Source organism: Saccharopolyspora antibiotica (assembly GCF_047200635.1).
Taxonomy (GTDB): Bacteria; Actinomycetota; Actinomycetes; order Mycobacteriales; family Pseudonocardiaceae; genus Saccharopolyspora_C.
The window spans coordinates 213,146-228,292 of sequence record NZ_JBJZOI010000002.1 but is presented as its reverse complement, the minus strand read 5'-3'; the positions used below and the strand labels follow the sequence as shown (position 1 = coordinate 228,292).

Genomic DNA, 15,147 nt, shown 5'->3' with positions numbered 1-15,147 from the left:
TGCATACGTAGTCATCGATTGTGAGGTGCAGGGATGCAGCAACCGGTACGGGTGGACGAGGCGGAACTCGCGCGCAGGACCGTGCGTCGGAGCGACTTCGTGTCGTGCGATCAGGCGTTCATCGACTGCCGCACGCCCGGGTCGGAGGGCAAGGAGAACTACGCGATGATCGGGCCGGGGGTGTCGCAGAACTCCCAGCAGGTCGTCAACCTCCGCGAGCCGCACGGGTACAACATCGGCGCGGCCGCGATGCCGCACGGCATCACCAACAACCTGCACCTGCACTTCACCGCCGAGGTCTTCCTCTGCTTCCGCGGGGAGTACCTGCTGCGCTGGGGAGCCGAGGGCGAGGAAGGCGAGCTCGTGCTTCGGGAGGGCGACATCGCCTCGATCCCCACCTGGATCTTCCGCGGCTTCACCAACATCGGACCGGACGACGGGTGGTTGTTCACCGCCCTCGGCCACGACGACACCGGCGGCATCATCTGGGGCCCCACGGTGCTGCGGGACGCGGCGCGCTACGGGTTGCACCTGACCGAGGACGGCAGGCTCGTCGACACCGAGGCCGGGGAGCAGCCGCCGGAGGACGTCGAGCTGGTGCGCCCGATGGGCGAGGCGGACCTCGCGCGGTTGCGCTCGTTCTCCGCCGAGAAGATGCGGCGGCGCGTGGTGACCCAGGACGACCTGGAGTGGTCCGCGGCACCGTTCCTGGACTCGGCCGTCAGCGGCGGCGGCGCCGAACTCGCCCTCGTCGTCGGGTTCGGCATGACGGAGGACCTGGAGCAGGAACCGCGGATCTTCAACCCGCACGGGCACAACATCGCCTGGCTGCGGGCGGAGCCGGGCGCCGGGATGCTCGGCCACCGCGTCGAGGGCACCCAGACGCTGATGGTCAAGGAGGGCCGGTGGGAGGTCGTGCTCAACGACCACGACCCGGTGACCGTGGAGCTCGGCGAGTGGGACCTGCTGTCGGTGCCGCCCGGCGCCTGGCGCAGCATCCGCAACGTCGGCGAGGACACCGGCAAGCTCGTGGTGATCGGTTCCGGGGACGGCCGGGTTCGGCTGGACTGGGACGAGGAGGTCGTCAAGGCCGCCGCCGACGCCGGGTACTCGATCGACCACAACGGCTACGTGGCGCCGTACGCGCTCGTGCCGCGCTCCCGTGGCTGAGCGGGCGGTGCTGCTGCCCGGGATGCTCTGCGATTCCGGGTTGTGGGCGCACGTCGAGCCCGAGCTGGCGCTGCCGGCGGTGCACCCGGAGCTCAGCGCACCGAGCATCACCGGCATGGCCGAGCAGGTGCTGGCCGCCGCGGACGGTCCGTTCGTGCTGGTCGGCCTGAGCCTGGGCGCGATCGTGGGGTTCGAGGTGGCCCGGCTGGCTCCGGAGCGGATCGCCGGGTTCGCCGCGCTGGACACGAACGTCGCCGCGCCGCGCGCCGAGCAGCACGAGAGCTGGCGGCGGATGGCCCGCCGCACCAGGGCGGGCGACTTCGCGGCGGTCGTCGACGACGTCCTGCCCACGATGTACGCCCGCGCCGATCCCCCGGCCGAGCTGGCCGGGGAGTTCCGGGGAATGGCCGAGCGGATCGGGTCGCGCCGGTTCCTCGCCCAGCTCGCCGCGCAGCACACCCGGATCGACGCCCGCGAGTCCCTGCGCGGGATCACCGCCCCGGCGCTGGTGGCCTCCGGCGCCGAGGACGCGCTGTGCCCGCCGGAGTTCCACCGCGAGATCGCCGGGCTGCTGCCCGGCTCAGAACTGCACGTGGTTCCGGGCGCGGGGCACCTGCTGCCGCTGGAATCGCCCGTCGCCACCGCCGAACTGCTGAACCGGCTGTTCCGCCGGTGCCCCCCTGCTACCTAGGAGACCGACCTTGCCCGACGTGGTGAAGCAACCCGTGCCGAAGCCGACCGCCACCGACGACTCCGAGCTGCGCGAGCGGGTCCGCTCGATCATCGAGGACGTGCGCACCCGTGGGGACGCGGCCGTGCGGGAGTGCTCGGAGCGCTTCGACGGCTGGAGCCCGGAGTCGTTCCGGCTCGCCCCGGAGGAGGTCGAGCGGATCGTCGCGAGCGTGCCCGAGCAGGTGATCGAGGACATCCGCTTCGTGCAGGAGCAGGTGCGGACCTTCGCCCAGCACCAGCGCGACTCGCTGCACGACGTCGAGGTGGAGACGCTGCCGGGGGTGCGCCTCGGCCACCGGCACGTGCCGATCGACGCGGTCGGCGCGTACGTGCCGGGCGGGCGCTACCCGCTCACCGCCTCCGCGCACATGACGATCGTGACCGCGAAGGTCGCCGGGGTGCCGCGCGTCGTCGCGGCCACCCCGCCCATCCGGGGCGAGGTCCCGGCAGCGACGGTCGCCGCGATGCACCTGGCGGGTGCCGACGAGATCCACCTGCTCGGCGGCGTGCAGGCGGTCGCCGCGATGGCCGCCGGGACCGAGTCGGTGAGCCCGGTGAACCTGCTGGCGGGGCCGGGCAACGCCTACGTCGCCGAGGCGAAGCGGCAGCTGTTCGGCGAGGTGGGCATCGACCTGTTCGCCGGGCCGACCGAGATCCTGGTCATCGCCGACGAGCACGCCGATCCGTTCGTGGTGGCCGTGGACCTGCTCTCGCAGGCCGAGCACGGCCCCGACTCCCCTGCCGTGCTGATCACGACCTCCCGGGAGCTGGCGGACGAGGTGATCCGCCACGTCGAGGAGCTGCTGCCGGGGATGCCCACGGCGGACTTCGCCGGCCCCGCCTGGCGCGATCACGGCGAGGTGGTCGTGGTCGACTCGGTGGACGAGGCCTTCGCGCTGGCCGACACCTACGCCAGCGAGCACGTCGAGGTGCTGACCGAGGAGCCGAGGCGCGCGCTGGAGCGGATGCGCAACTACGGCGCGCTGTTCCTCGGCGAGGGCACCTGCGTGTCCTACGGGGACAAGGTCATCGGCACCAACCACGTGCTGCCCACCAAGGGCGCCGCGCGCTACACCGGCGGGCTCTGGGTCGGGAAGTACCTGAAGACGGTGACCTACCAGGAGGTGACCGATCCGGCGTCGAGCGCGGCGCTCGGCGAGGTGTGCGGGCGGGCGGCCCGGGTCGAGCTGTTCGAGGGCCACGCGCGCTCCGGCGACGTGCGCGCCGCGAAGTTCGGCGACGCCAACCTGGAGTGGACCGACCATGCCCGCGCCTGAGCTCGCGGGCCGCACCGCGCTGGTCACGGGCGGCGGCAACGGGCTCGGCCGGGCGATGTGCCGCGCGCTGTCCGCCGAGGGCGCCCGCGTGATCGCGGTGGGCCGCACCCGGGCCTCGCTGGAGGAGACGGTGGCGGGGCTGGACGTCGAGGGCCGGGTGGCGACCTGCGACGTCGCCGACCCGGCGTCGGTGGCGGCGCTGGCGGGGGAACTCGCCGACGAGGAGGTCTCGATCCTGGTGAACAACGCCGGGATCGCCGGTCCGGTGGCCCCGCTGACCAAGATCGAGCCGGACGAGTGGGACGAGGTCTTCGCCGCCAACGTGCGCGGCACCTACCTGGTGTGCCGCGCGTTCCTGCCCGGCATGACCGAGCGCGGCACCGGGGACGTGGTCAACATCGCCTCGGTCTCGGGAAAGCGGCCGCTGGCCCGCCGCACGCCGTACTGCGCGTCGAAGATGGCGGTCCTGGGGCTGACCACCACCTTGGCGGCCGAGGTCGGTCCGCTCGGCGTCGCGGTGAACTCGTTGTCGCCGGGCCCGGTCGAGGGGCCCCGGATGGCGCGGAACTTCCGGCTGGAGGCCGAGCGCACCGGGAGCACCGTCGAGCGGGCCGAGGCGGAGTTCGTCTCGCGCGCGGCGCTGGGCCGCATGGTCACCGAGGAGGAGGTGGGCGCGGCGCTGGTGGCGATGCTGCGGATGCCGGGTCTGTGCGCCGCCGACGTGGACCTGTCGGCGGGGATGGTGGGCCGGTGAAGCTGAAGGAGAAGCTGCGTTCGGGGGCCCGGCTGCGCGGCGGCATCCTGCGGTTGCCCGCCGAGATGCTGGTGGAGCTGTCCGGGATCGCCGGGCTGGACTACGTGCTCGTCGACTGCGAGCACGGGCCCGACGACCTGGTCCCGCTCCAGCAGCACCTCGCGCTCGCGCGGGCGCACGACGTGCCGGTGCTGGTGCGCGTCGGGCGCGCGGACCCGAACCAGGTGCTGCGGGTCCTGGACCTGGGCGCAGAGGGAGTCGTCGTGCCGCACGTGGAGTCGGCGCGGGAGGCCGCGGAGGTGGTGCGCTCGGCGCACTACCCGCCGCGCGGGGAGCGCGGGTTCGCCACCTACAGCCGCGCCGGGCGCTACGGCGCGGTCTCGGCGTCCGAGCACCTGCGCGCGGCCGAGGACGTGCTGGTGTTCGCGATGGTGGAGACCGCCGAGGGCGTGGCGAACGCGGCCGCGATCGCGGCGGTGGACGGGATCGACGGGGTGTGGGTCGGCCCGGCCGATCTCGCGGTCTCGCTCGGCGTGCCGCCCGGGGACGAGGCCGTGCACCGGGCGAAGGCCGAGGTGCACCGGCAGGCCCGGGAGGCGGGGACGGCGGTGATGAGCATCGTCTCCAGCGCCGAGGCGGGCGCGGCCGAGGACGCCGACTTCGTCGTCTACAACCTCGCCCACATCCTCCTGAACACCTTCCGCGAACTGTGAGGTCGCGAACGCGCGAAACCCCGGAGAGCAATGAGCTTTCCGGGGTTTCGCGTCGTCCTGCTAGCCGTCGAAGCGACCCGACCGGATCGCCGACAGGAAAGCGACCATCGCCGTGGGAGTCGTCTCCAGCACCGGCGAGGCATCGCCGAGCTTGCTGTCCCGCACCAAGGCGCTACCAGGCACGTTGGTAGCCACCTCCACCAGTTGTTCGCCTGACCGCTGCGGCTCGGCTTCCGCCACTCTGGTGGTGTGCTCATGTGCCGCTCCTTAGCAGTACGCGCCCGCGATGCTAGGAGACCGCTCGCCGGGAGCGGAGACCACCGATGCTCGCCGTCAACGGTCGAAGCGCCCCGCCTTCAGCGCATCGACGAACGCGGACCATCGAGCGACGTCCGCGACGAAGTAACCGGCGGCCCGATCCTTGCTGTCCCGGACAGCGGCGCGGCCAGCGGCTCGACCCACTTCGACGCAGTTCGTCTGGGCACTGCTGTAGCTCGATGTGCGCCACCCGCAAGGGCCAGAAATGCTGCTCATGTAGCCTTCTCCATCTCCCCGATTACATCCTGAATGAGGCGCATCGACTGCTTCGGGCTCATCGCCGCTCGCCGCACTGTTTCCACAGCGCTGACATAGGCGTCTACGTCTTCGACTTCGTGAAAGAACAGGGCCGACCTGCGATTCTCCAAGTGAACGATGGGCCGCTCGTTCGGCAGGTCGATCAAGAGGAACGGCCCCTCCAGCGCTGGGGACCACCCGGACGACGCGGGGATCACCTGGATGGTTACGTTCGACTTGGCACCGAACTCCAGGAGATGGCGAAGCTGGTCGGCAACAACTTGTTCACCACCGATCCGCTGGCGGATCGCAGCTTCGCCGATCAGGGCGAGCAGGCTAGCAGGGTTTCGGCGCGTCAACGCTTCGCGGCGGCCGACTCGCACCAGAACGCGAGTCTCGATCTCGGCAGGTGGCACGCTGGCAGCAACCATGATTGCGCGCGCGTAGTCCGACGTCTGAAGCAGACCGGGAATCAACAACGGAGCCACGTCCGTGATGCGAGTCGCCGTGCGCTCGAAATCCAGCAAGGCCGCCAGTTGCCGTTCTCTATCACCACTGTGGACGGACAACCACTGAGGGGCATCCGTACCACGCGCCATCTCCAGCAACTCGGAACGTTCCGCACCGCTTACGCCGGTAGCGGCAAGAATCGACGCCACGTCCTCCGGCTGCGGTGAACGCGCACCTGTTTCCCATCGCGATATCGCGCTGTGCGACAACCCGAGGCGATCAGCGAGGCCGCGAACGGTGAAGCCCGAAGCTTTGCGCGCGTCACGTAGTCGTGAGCCGAGAGCCTTCGCCTTCGGCGTGCCGCTGGTGCCAGCCATGCACCAAGCATAGAAGAGGCGCGGCCAGGCTCAAGCGTCCCCCATCCCGGGCATTGCAGCCTTGGTGCCAATGGTGCCAACATTCCGTCACCTGGCACCAGAGGAGGGTTCATGGCAGCTCGAAAAGATGTCTACCGGCCGACGTCGGCGTGGGGTCCTGCTACGTCGTCGGGAGGTGATCGGTGATGGTGGTGCGGGTGTGGGCCGCTTCGTGGGGTCCGGTGGACACGCGATGGCACGCGGTGCGCCGAGCCGGTGGTGGCGCGTTGCCCTCGCTGTGCGGGGCCTGGGTGTACGGGCCGGTGTTCCTCCGGCGGATGGTGTGCCCGCAGGGGGTCGCGGACCGGGAGGTGTGTCCGGTGTGCGTCCGGCGGGCGCAGGTGGCGGTGCCGCGCGCGGCGGGGCTGTTCGCCCGCCCACCCGGACCGGTCGGGCCCGCGGACGGGATCGTGGCGGCGGGGGTGCTTCCGGAACCGGTCGCGTGGCCGACGGCGGACCCCGACTCCCCGGCGCCGCGACGGGGTCGGCACCGGGCGCGACCGGGTTTGGCGTGCCTGGGCGTCGGGCCGGTCGCCGCATGAGCACGTCGGCGGGTTCTTCGGGGTGGCGCTTCTGGCGCCCGGCTGGTGATGGCGTGCGCCACGCGTTCCGGAGCAGGCGCTACGACGGCCAGGCCGAGGACGTCTCGGTGTGCGGAGCGACCTGCGCGCTGGTCCGGGAACTGTCCGAAACGGACTGGTGCACGGCCCCGACCTGCGCCGCCTGCAACGGAATTCTCCGCGCGGAGCAGGACTCCCGGACGGCCGCGCGCGACGCGAGCACCGGTCCGTGACGAGCGGCTGACCACGACTTCCCAGACCCCGCCCGCGACGCCGGTCCCCGACCAGGCGCGGGCTGGGAGCTCGGCCGGGCTCCCGCGCACCTCCCGTGCGCCCCCAGTGCGCGGGACCCGGCCGGGCCTGGCACCTCCTGCGCGGACGGCCCTCCCCACCGTCCCCGGAGAGGTGCCGGGGTGAGACCCGGCCGGGACGGACCGCGCTCCGTCCCGGCCGGCGTCGGCCTCATCAGCGCGCGGTGCACGATCGCGTTCGCAGTGACGAGAGGTTTCGGGCGCGTCAGCCGGCGTGGGCCGGAACGCCGCGCGACCGGGTCACTCCGATCGCCCGCCTCCGGCGGATCAGTAGAGGTCGGGGCGGCGGTCGGTGAAGACGTCGGCGCGGTCGGTGAGCCGCTTGTCGCGGGAGGCGGCGAGGTCCAGCTCGGCGGTGGCGGTGCCCGACCCGTCCGCCACGGCCCGCACCCAGCCCTCCCGGTCGATGATGGCGGAGCCCTCGGTCCAACGGGTGCCGCGCTCCTCCCCGCTCCGGTCGCAGCAGGCGATGGCGACGCGGTTCACCCGGGCAGCGGCCATCGCGATGACCACCTCGGGCGGCCGCTCTCCCTCGGGTCGCGGGACCAGCGGCCAGTTCGTCGGCACCGCCAGCAGCTCCGCGCCCTCCAGCGCCAGCTTCCGCGTCAGCTCGGGGAACTCCAGGTCGTAGCAGATCAGCACGCCGATCCGGCCCCGGCTGGTGTCCAGCACCGGCGGCGGCGCCGAGCCGGGGGTGAACAGCGATTTCTCCTCGTCCCACAGGTGGGTCTTGCGGTAGACCGCGACGAGCTCGCCGCGATCCACGACCGCCGCGCTGTTGTGCAGCAGCCCGTCCGCGCCCCGTTCGCAGAACCCGCCCACCACCACGGACTCCGGCGCCGCGCGCCCCCACTCGGCGAACAGCGGATCGTCCCGGCCGATCGCCACCGACGCGGCCTCCGCCGCGGACGCCAGCCGGTACCCGGAGGTCACGAGCTCCGGCAGCACCACGACCCCGGCCCCGCGCGCGGCGGCCCCGCGCACGGCCGACACCGACAACTCGCGGTTGTGCGGCAGGTCGGCCACGCGCGGGGCCAGCTGGGCGCAGAGCACACCCGTCACGATCGCTCCCGGCTCATCCGAGCTGCGCCGGGGGTTCGTCGGCGAACAGCTGGGCGAGGACGTCGAACTCGTTGAACAGGGACCACTCCTCGACGATGCGCCCGCCCGAGAAGTACAGCTGGGACATCCCCCACAGCTGCGCGCGCCGCCCCGTCGGGGACCCGTAGAGGCCGTACCCGCGGTGGGTGCCGACGCCGGACCAGCGGACCGAGACGCTGAAGCCGTCGGCCTCGTTGCCCATCCAGTACACCTCGTCCACGGCGACGCCGAGGTCGGGGAAGGTGGCCAGCAGGGCGCGGGCCATGCCCCGGACGTCGGAGCGGTTGCTGCCGGAGCGGTTCGTGGTGCCGTGCCAGCGCACCGCCTCCGCGTAGACCCGGTCGAACATGCTCAGGTCGCGGCGGTTGTAGACGTTGTGGAACAGCGCCCGCACGGTCCGCTCCACGTCGAACTCCCCGGTGGGCAGCTCCATCGCCTCGGGCTTGCGGCCGCCGACGAGGCGCTGCGGCTCGCTGAACTGCCGGGCGGTCAGCGGTGCGATGCCGCCCTCGTTGCCGAAGGTGCGGGCCGCCTCGATGACGTCGACGCCGAGCTGCTGGAGCTTGGCCGCGGTGTTGTAGAGGACCCACTCCTCGTAGATCTCGTTGTCCCGCACCACGCAGTTCGCCATCACCCAGGTGTCGAGCTTGCGCCCGGTGGGCGGGCCCCAGCGCCACGGCCCGGTGTGGTGGCCGACGTTGATCGCCCGGTGCGAGGTGACGAAGCCCTGGTCCTCGTCGCCCGCCCAGATCACGTCGTCGGCGTAGTGGCGGCAGTCCGGGAAGGCGTTGATGGACTGCATGGTGCCGTCGACGAGCTGCTCCACGCCGTAGGTGTAACCGCTGTCGCCGTGCAGCCGGCACCCGGGGCTGTAGGTGTCGTAGATGTAACCGACGTCCTGGTCCTCCCAGATGCGGTGGGTGATCCGCACGATGTAGTCGACGATGTCGGTGTAGGTGTCCTCGAAGCCGCGCATCGGCTGCCTGCGCTCCCCCGGCACCCGCTGCGGTTCGTCGGCCCCGTGCCCGGAGTCGACGCGGATGGAGTGGTCGGCGGGCATCCGGCGCGCGGGCGGGTGCATCGTGCCCTCCGGGGAACCTCCCCGCCGCGGTGCTGCCGCCTGCTGCTCCTTCTCGTCGGCCTTGCCGCTCATCTAGCGGGCTCCCTTCTGGTGGCGCTCGGTGCGGAGGGTGGCGGTGGCCCGGTGCGCGGCCATCCGCTCGTAGTCGGAGATCACGTCGACCGCGTCGGCCAGCAACGGCGTGGCGGCCTCGGCGACCCGCTGGTAGGTCAGCGGCTTCAGGAACCGCGACACGGAGAGTCCCGCGCTGTGCTTGGCGCCGCCCGCCGTGGGCAGCACGTGGTTGGTGCCGGCCATCCCCTTGTCCGAGTAGGCGACGGTGCTCCACGGGCCGAGGAAGATCGACCCGTAGTTCCGCAGCTCGCGGTGGTAGTGGTCGTCGTCGGCGGTGATCACTTCGAGGTGTTCGGGGGCGAGGTCGTCGACCAGCGCGACGGCGGTCGCCGCGTCGGCGGCCCAGGTCACCGAGCCGTGGTCGCGCCAGGCGGGACCGGCGATCTCCCGGGTCTCCAACGTCTCCAGCTGCCGCTCGACCTCGGCGATCACGGCGAGCCCGAGCTGTTCCGAGGTGGTGACCAGCGCGGCCGGGGAGTTCACCCCGTGCTCGGCCTGGCCCAGCAGGTCGGCGGCGACGAGCTCCGGATCGGCCGTCTCGTCGGCGAGCACGGCGACCTCGGAGGGTCCGGCGAGCAGGTCGATGCCGACGGTGCCGAACAGCTGCCGCTTCGCCTCGGCGACGTAGGCGTTGCCCGCGCCGACGAGCACGTCCACCGGCGGCTCGTCCAGCAGCCCGAACGCCATCGCGGCCAGCGCCTGCACTCCCCCGAGCACGTGGACCCGGTCGGCCCCGGACACGTGCGCGGCGTAGAGCACGGCCGGGTCGGCGGTGCCGTCGGGACGCGGGGGCAGGCAGGCCAGCACGGTGTCCACACCCGCGACCTTCGGCACGCCGACGGTCATGAACGCGCCGGCGGTGAGCGGGAAGCGCCCGGCGGGCAGGTAGGCGCCGACCCGGCGCACCGGCACGTAGCGGTGCCCGGTGATCAGGCCGGGGGCGAGTTCGACCTCGAAGTCGGTCAGGCGTTCCCGCTGGGCGCGGGCGAAGGCGGCGGTCCGCTCGGCGCCGAGCTCCAGCGCCTCCCGGTGCGCGGGGGTGAGCTGGTCACCGCTGCGCGCGAGGGCCGCCGCGTCGAGCTGGACGGATCCGCCGCTCCAGCCGTCGAGCTCGCGGGCGTAGCGCAGCACGGCGTCGAGGCCGTCGCGTTCGATCGTCGCGAGCATGTCCGACACCCGCTGCACCACCGCCGGGTCGCGCTGGGCCGCCGGACCGTCGTGGTCGGGTTCTTTCAAGATGCGGTACGAGCCGCCGAGGGTCCCGAGCAGGGACGGTGCGAAGCGCATGGCGCGACCCTACGAACCACCGAACCACAGGACAAGGTGAGAGAAACCTGCACGTGGCATAGGGTTTCCCTGTGACTTTGAAGCAGTTGCGGGCCTTCCTCCTCGCCGCCCGGACCGGGTCGTTCACCACGGCCGCCGCGGAGATGGGGATCGCCCAGGCCTCGGTGTCCGAGCTGATCCGCAAGCTGGAGGACGAGCACGCCGCCCGGCTGTTCACCCGGGGCGCGCGGCGGCTGGTGCTCACGGCGGCCGGGGAGGCGCTGCTGCCGCACGCCGAACGGGCCGTCGTCGCCGCCGACGAGGGCGCGCAGGCGCTGCGCTCGGTGCGCTCGCTGAGCGGCGGCGTCGCGACCTTCGGGCTGCTGCGCAACGCCGGCTACTACCTGCTGTCCGACCTGGCGCAGCGCTTCCACGACGATTACCCGGACGTGCGGATCCGGTTGATCGGGCTGAACTCGGTGGAGGTGGCCGCCGCGGTCGCGGCCGGGACCGTGGAGGCCGGGCTGGTGGTGCTGCCCATCGACGACGAGGGCCTGGAGGTGACCCCGCTGCTGCGGGACGAGGTCCGCTTCGCGACCTCGGATCCGGACCGCGCGGCGGAGCCGGTGCGCGTCGAGGACCTCGCGCGCTCCCGGCTGATCCTCTACGACGCGCACTACGGCTGGTCGGACCCGACTCGCCGCCAGCTCGCCGACCGCGCCCAGCTCGCCGGGGTCAAGCTGGAACCGCTGATCGAGGTCGAGCACGTGGAGTCCGCCCTGTCGCTGGTGCAGCGGGGCGTCGGCGACACCATCGTCGCCGGGGCGGTCGCCGACAGCCCCGCCTTCCCCGCCGACCTGCACGCGGTCGGCTTCCGGGAGCCGCTGCACGACACGGTGGCCCTCGTGCGCAGGCAGGGCACCACGCTGTCCCCCGCTACCCGCGAACTCGCCCGGCTCGCCCAGCACATGCTGCTGCAACGCCCGGCCCGGCGGTGAGCGCGCTATCCGGGCCGAACGGCACCGGACCGCCCCGGGAGGTCGGGACCCGCGCCGCGTCGGGGCTCCCGCCCGTGGCGAGGAGCCGACCGCGTCCACCCCGGACGGGAACGCCTGAACCGCCGCGCCCACCTCCCGGGTCCGTGACGGCCGTTCCCCGGACGAACCCGAGCGGGCCGGCCGCGCCCCCGGATCCGGGTGCGGGCTCGGTGCCGCGTTCGCGCCGTCCGCGGCGCCGGGCGTGGTCACTTGTCGCCAACGGCGAACTGATGACGCGCGAGCGGGTGGAGGATGTCGGCCCCGCCCGGGCACCCCGATCCGGCCGGGAAGCACGCATCCCCCCGACTCCCCGAGGTGCAGCTGTGCGACGAAGGACATTCCTGGCGACCGCGGCAGGTTCCGCGCTGGCCGTTCCGGCCGTCTTGTCGGCCACCGCCTCCGGCACTCCCCGGCCGGCTCCGCTCGCGGCGCCGCGCGCGGCGGAACCCCCGCCCGAGACGTGGAAGGAGCACTGGTTCGAGCACTCCGAGGAGCTGCGGCTCGTCGACCACAACGACGCGGTGGCGCTCTACTTCGACTCCGACGTCGACCCGGCGGCCGCGGAGTGGCTGCTGCCCTACCTCACCTCGATGTGGCAGTACGCGCAGCGGACCTACGGCAACGACGGCAACAAGATGAACGCCGACCGCCTGTACTCCATCCACCACGAGGGCAAGCACTCCGGCGGCCACCCCTCGACCGTCTACGACGAGTCGCACGACTTCCGCAACGTCAGCGACGTCGGCGGGAACGACTGGACGACGCCGCAGTACGAGATCGTCACGCACGAGACGGGCCACATCGTCGAGAGCATCGCCACCGGGAAGCACGGCTCCCCGGCCTTCGGGCTCTGGGGCGACAGCAAGTGGATGGAGTTCTACATCCACGACGTCTACATCGGACTCGGCATGGACGCGGAGGCCCAGGAGTTCCACGACCGGATGATGGCCGAGGACCACGTCGACGACTTCCCGCGCGCCGGCACCCACTGGTACCGCGACTGGTTCCACCCGCTGTGGCGCGATCACGGCGGCGCGGAGGTGATGGTGCGCTACTTCGGCTTGCTGGGCGAACACTTCCCCACCAGCGGTGACGACTTCGCGCGCGACCTGAACTGGGGCGAGTTCGTCCACTTCACGAGCGGCGCCGCCGGGGAGGACCTGAAGGAGCTGGCGACGGCGGCCTTCGGCTGGCCGGACGACTGGCAGCGGCAGTTCACCGCCGCCCGCGCGGAGTTCCCCGACGTGCGGTACCGGTGACCCCTGGGCGGATCACGCCCCGATGCGCACCCGGCCCCCCGTTCTCCCGGACGGGGGGCCGCTTGTCGTGCCGCTCCGGCGCGCGTTCGGGTTCCGGCTCCTGGGGCGGTCGCCCGGTGCCGACGTGCGCACCGCGAGCACCGGAAGAATCTTCCCCGCACGGAAAGACAACGGAGGTCAGATCAATTCCACGCGAATTCCTCGCCCGCCGCCGAAGAATCCGAACAGCGCACGGCGAGACGCGAAGGGAGCACCCGGCGGCGCCCATTTGAACGAATTATCAAGTCCACAACGGACATTGCCGATACCCCTGATCACAGATCGACGAACCTGCACTAACATCCTCAATCGAATTCCAGGGGGGTTGCACCGACTCGCATCGGCGAAGACGAGGAAAATGACTGAGCACAACCCCGTGAACTGCGCATACACGCTTGATGGCGCGTCACGATTCCAGCCGGGAACCAACTCCGGCCCCACCGCGAGCACCGCTACCGCGGATCGGACATCTCGCCCCGAAAAAGTTCTCCTCACGCCCGGGAGAATCTTCGAAATCGACCGGGACGAACCGGTCTCGCACGACGTGGCGCTGTTCGCGTCACCGATCACGCGAATGCTGTTGAGCAGCGACGGGCTCACGACCACGCTGCTGGAATCCCGCATCGGCCGCCGCGCTCACGTGCACCGCGCCGAGCACTCCCGCACGACCGCCGCCGCGGGCCCGCCGGGAGCCGCCGCGCTGCTGCGGATGACGGCGCGGGACGAGCTGCTGGTCCGCGGCTCCGTCCTGGCCACCGACGACGGGCGCGCGCTGTCGGTCAACCACGTCGTCGCGCGCACCGACGTCCCCGGCGCCGACCGGTGCCTCACCGACGACCGCACGCCGCTCGGATTCGCCCTGCACGCGGCGGGAACCGGCTTCCGGCGCACCGTGCTCGACGTCGGGCTCCGCCCGTGGCCGGAGGATCCGGGGCGGCCCGCCGCGTTCAAGACCTACCTGCTGTGGCACGAGGACGTCCCCGCGGTGGCCATCGGGGAGCTGTTCCACCCGGACGTCATCTCGGCGGAGCTCGGCGTCGCCCCGGCAGGTGCCCGATGAGCGGCGTGCGACGGACCCAGGTGGCCGTGGTCGGCGCGGGACCGGCGGGGCTGGTGCTCGCGAACGTCCTGCACCGGCGCGGCGTCGACGCGCTCGTGCTGGAACGCCGATCCCGGTGGCACGTCGAGAACCACGCCCGCGCGGGGCTCGTGGAGCACCGGGTCGCCGAGCACCTGCGGCGCTGGGGACTCGCCGACCGGATGAGCGCCGAGGCGACCCGGCACGGCTGGTGCGAGGTGGTGGTCGACGGGGAGCAGTTCCGGGTGGACTACGAGGCCGGTTCCGGCGGTCTCCAGCACTGGATCTACCCGCAGCAGTTCCTGCTCCGCGACCTGCTGGGCTCCCTGGACGCCGTCGACCGCACCCCGCTGTTCGAGCAGGCGGTGCGGGAGGTGGACCTCACCGGGCCCCGCCCCCTGGTGCGCGCCGACGGGATCGAGGTCGAGTGCGAGCACGTGATCGGCTGCGACGGCACGCGCGGCGCGGTCGCGCGGGCCTTCCCCGAGCGCCACGGCGTGCGGCGCCGGTACCCCTACGACTGGCTCACCGTGCGCGCCGAGCTCACCGGCCCGGTCGAGGCCATCCGCTACGCGGTCCACGAGCAGGGCTTCGCGGGACTGATGCCGCGCGCCGGCAGCACGGCGCGGCTCTACCTCCAGGTGCCCGCGGACGAGGATCTCGCGCGCTGGCCGGAGTCCCGGATCCGCGAGCAGCTGGACCTGCGGTTGGGCACCGACAGACCGGACGTGGTCCGGATCGAGGAGATCGACGTGCTCCGGATGCGCAGCGGGATCGCGGCGGACTTCCGCTGCGGCCGGGCTTTCCTGGCCGGGGACGCCGCGCACTTGCTGACCCCTTCCGGCGCGAAGGGGATGAACCTGGCGATCGGGGACGCCGCCGACCTGGCGGACGCGCTGGCCCAGCTGCACGTCGACGGGGACGGGGCCGCGTTGGACGGGTACGCGGACCGGCGCCGCGCTGAAGCGGCGCGGGCGCTGGCGTTCTCCGAGAACCTCCTGCACCTGCTGCACATCCCGCCGGGAGGAGGGGATTCGGCGCTGCGCTACCGCCGGCGTCGGATCCGGGAGATCGCCGCGAACGGCCCGGCGGCGGAGCGCTTCGCGCGGGCCTACGTCGGCGCCGGTCGGCTCGTGGGCCTGCCCGCCGGGCACGCGGTCGGCTGAGTACGTGGACGGCCCCGCCCGGTGCGGGCGGGGCCGTCGCTCTCGGAACCCCGGGCTCCGAGCGGACT

General features: G+C 72.5%; 16 protein-coding genes. 10 read left to right on the top strand and 6 right to left on the bottom strand.

Features of this window, described 5'->3' with window-relative positions:
- Positions 1-33 precede the first annotated feature (33 nt).
- Genes ACL03H_RS01955 through ACL03H_RS01935 form a run of 5 tightly spaced genes read left to right on the top strand, consistent with a single transcriptional unit; the run spans position 34 to position 4,646 of the window.
- Positions 34-1,170 carry a cupin domain-containing protein gene (locus ACL03H_RS01955; RefSeq protein ID WP_412809278.1) on the top strand — a complete coding sequence of 379 codons (1,137 nt, stop codon included), beginning with the start codon at positions 34-36 and terminating at the stop codon, positions 1,168-1,170.
- Positions 1,163-1,861 (top strand): alpha/beta fold hydrolase, encoded by a 699-nt coding sequence (locus ACL03H_RS01950; RefSeq protein WP_412809277.1) that lies wholly within the window; start codon positions 1,163-1,165, stop codon positions 1,859-1,861. Before ACL03H_RS01955 ends, ACL03H_RS01950 begins: the two co-directional genes overlap by 8 nt.
- A gap of 19 nt (positions 1,862-1,880) precedes the next feature.
- A complete protein-coding gene (gene hisD / locus ACL03H_RS01945) occupies positions 1,881-3,179 on the top strand; it encodes a histidinol dehydrogenase (RefSeq protein WP_412809276.1) in 1,299 nt (432 codons plus the stop codon).
- The gene (locus ACL03H_RS01940; RefSeq protein ID WP_412809275.1) at positions 3,166-3,933 is read left to right on the top strand and encodes an SDR family NAD(P)-dependent oxidoreductase; all 768 of its coding nucleotides are present in this window, start codon (positions 3,166-3,168) and stop codon (positions 3,931-3,933) included. The genes hisD (ACL03H_RS01945) and ACL03H_RS01940 overlap by 14 nt, the downstream gene beginning before the upstream one ends.
- A complete protein-coding gene (locus ACL03H_RS01935) occupies positions 3,930-4,646 on the top strand; it encodes an HpcH/HpaI aldolase family protein (RefSeq protein ID WP_412809274.1) in 717 nt (238 codons plus the stop codon). The genes ACL03H_RS01940 and ACL03H_RS01935 overlap by 4 nt, the downstream gene beginning before the upstream one ends.
- Before the next feature lie 60 nt (positions 4,647-4,706).
- Here the strand turns inward: ACL03H_RS01935 and ACL03H_RS01930 are convergent, their stop codons facing one another.
- From ACL03H_RS01930 to ACL03H_RS01920, 3 genes are all read right to left on the bottom strand, one after another.
- Positions 4,707-4,886: a DUF397 domain-containing protein gene (locus ACL03H_RS01930; protein WP_412809273.1), complete on the bottom strand. Its 180-nt coding sequence runs from the start codon at positions 4,884-4,886 to the stop codon at positions 4,707-4,709.
- 93 nt (positions 4,887-4,979) lie between these two features.
- The gene (locus ACL03H_RS01925; protein WP_412809272.1) at positions 4,980-5,180 is read right to left on the bottom strand and encodes a DUF397 domain-containing protein; all 201 of its coding nucleotides are present in this window, start codon (positions 5,178-5,180) and stop codon (positions 4,980-4,982) included.
- Entirely contained in the window at positions 5,177-6,028 is an 852-nt protein-coding gene (locus ACL03H_RS01920; RefSeq protein WP_412809271.1) for a helix-turn-helix domain-containing protein, read from the bottom strand. Before ACL03H_RS01920 ends, ACL03H_RS01925 begins: the two co-directional genes overlap by 4 nt.
- Before the next feature lie 634 nt (positions 6,029-6,662).
- Between ACL03H_RS01920 and ACL03H_RS01915 the strand changes: the two genes are divergently transcribed.
- Entirely contained in the window at positions 6,663-6,860 is a 198-nt protein-coding gene (locus ACL03H_RS01915) for a hypothetical protein (protein WP_412809270.1), read from the top strand.
- A 345-nt stretch (positions 6,861-7,205) separates the two neighbouring features.
- Here ACL03H_RS01915 and ACL03H_RS01910 read toward each other — a convergent pair whose 3' ends face one another.
- From ACL03H_RS01910 to hisD (ACL03H_RS01900), 3 genes are read right to left on the bottom strand one after another with little or no spacing between them, the layout of a single operon-like run.
- Complete coding sequence (locus ACL03H_RS01910; RefSeq protein WP_412809269.1) at positions 7,206-8,000, bottom strand: nitrilase-related carbon-nitrogen hydrolase; 795 nt, start codon at positions 7,998-8,000, stop codon at positions 7,206-7,208.
- A gap of 13 nt (positions 8,001-8,013) precedes the next feature.
- Positions 8,014-9,192, bottom strand: a complete 1,179-nt coding sequence (locus tag ACL03H_RS01905; RefSeq protein WP_412809268.1) for an ester cyclase — start codon at positions 9,190-9,192, stop codon at positions 8,014-8,016.
- Positions 9,193-10,521: a histidinol dehydrogenase gene (hisD, locus tag ACL03H_RS01900; RefSeq protein ID WP_412809267.1), complete on the bottom strand. Its 1,329-nt coding sequence runs from the start codon at positions 10,519-10,521 to the stop codon at positions 9,193-9,195.
- 71 nt (positions 10,522-10,592) lie between these two features.
- On the opposite strand from hisD (ACL03H_RS01900), the gene ACL03H_RS01895 reads away from it, so the two are divergent.
- The 4 genes from ACL03H_RS01895 to ACL03H_RS01880 all read left to right on the top strand — a co-directional run bounded on the left by ACL03H_RS01895 (position 10,593) and on the right by ACL03H_RS01880 (position 15,079).
- On the top strand, positions 10,593-11,498 hold the full coding sequence (locus tag ACL03H_RS01895) for a LysR family transcriptional regulator (RefSeq protein WP_412809266.1): 906 nt from the start codon (positions 10,593-10,595) through the stop codon (positions 11,496-11,498).
- Between the two features lie 362 nt (positions 11,499-11,860).
- Entirely contained in the window at positions 11,861-12,796 is a 936-nt protein-coding gene (locus ACL03H_RS01890) for a hypothetical protein (protein WP_412809265.1), read from the top strand.
- A 613-nt stretch (positions 12,797-13,409) separates the two neighbouring features.
- Positions 13,410-13,895: a hypothetical protein gene (locus ACL03H_RS01885; protein ID WP_412809264.1), complete on the top strand. Its 486-nt coding sequence runs from the start codon at positions 13,410-13,412 to the stop codon at positions 13,893-13,895.
- Positions 13,892-15,079, top strand: coding sequence for an FAD-dependent monooxygenase (locus ACL03H_RS01880; protein ID WP_412809263.1), 1,188 nt, complete (start codon positions 13,892-13,894; stop codon positions 15,077-15,079). The genes ACL03H_RS01885 and ACL03H_RS01880 overlap by 4 nt, the downstream gene beginning before the upstream one ends.
- The last annotated feature ends 68 nt before the right edge of the window (positions 15,080-15,147 follow it).

Coding starts and splice junctions, on each gene's coding strand:
- ACL03H_RS01955 (WP_412809278.1), top strand. CDS start 34: ATGCAGCAACCGGTACGGGTGGACGAGGCGGAACTCGCGCGCAGGACC.
- ACL03H_RS01940 (WP_412809275.1), top strand. CDS start 3,166: ATGCCCGCGCCTGAGCTCGCGGGCCGCACCGCGCTGGTCACGGGCGGC.
- ACL03H_RS01925 (WP_412809272.1), bottom strand. CDS start 5,180: ATGAGCAGCATTTCTGGCCCTTGCGGGTGGCGCACATCGAGCTACAGC.
- ACL03H_RS01920 (WP_412809271.1), bottom strand. CDS start 6,028: ATGGCTGGCACCAGCGGCACGCCGAAGGCGAAGGCTCTCGGCTCACGA.
- ACL03H_RS01905 (WP_412809268.1), bottom strand. CDS start 9,192: ATGAGCGGCAAGGCCGACGAGAAGGAGCAGCAGGCGGCAGCACCGCGG.
- hisD (WP_412809267.1), bottom strand. CDS start 10,521: ATGCGCTTCGCACCGTCCCTGCTCGGGACCCTCGGCGGCTCGTACCGC.
- ACL03H_RS01885 (WP_412809264.1), top strand. CDS start 13,410: ATGCTGTTGAGCAGCGACGGGCTCACGACCACGCTGCTGGAATCCCGC.
- ACL03H_RS01880 (WP_412809263.1), top strand. CDS start 13,892: ATGAGCGGCGTGCGACGGACCCAGGTGGCCGTGGTCGGCGCGGGACCG.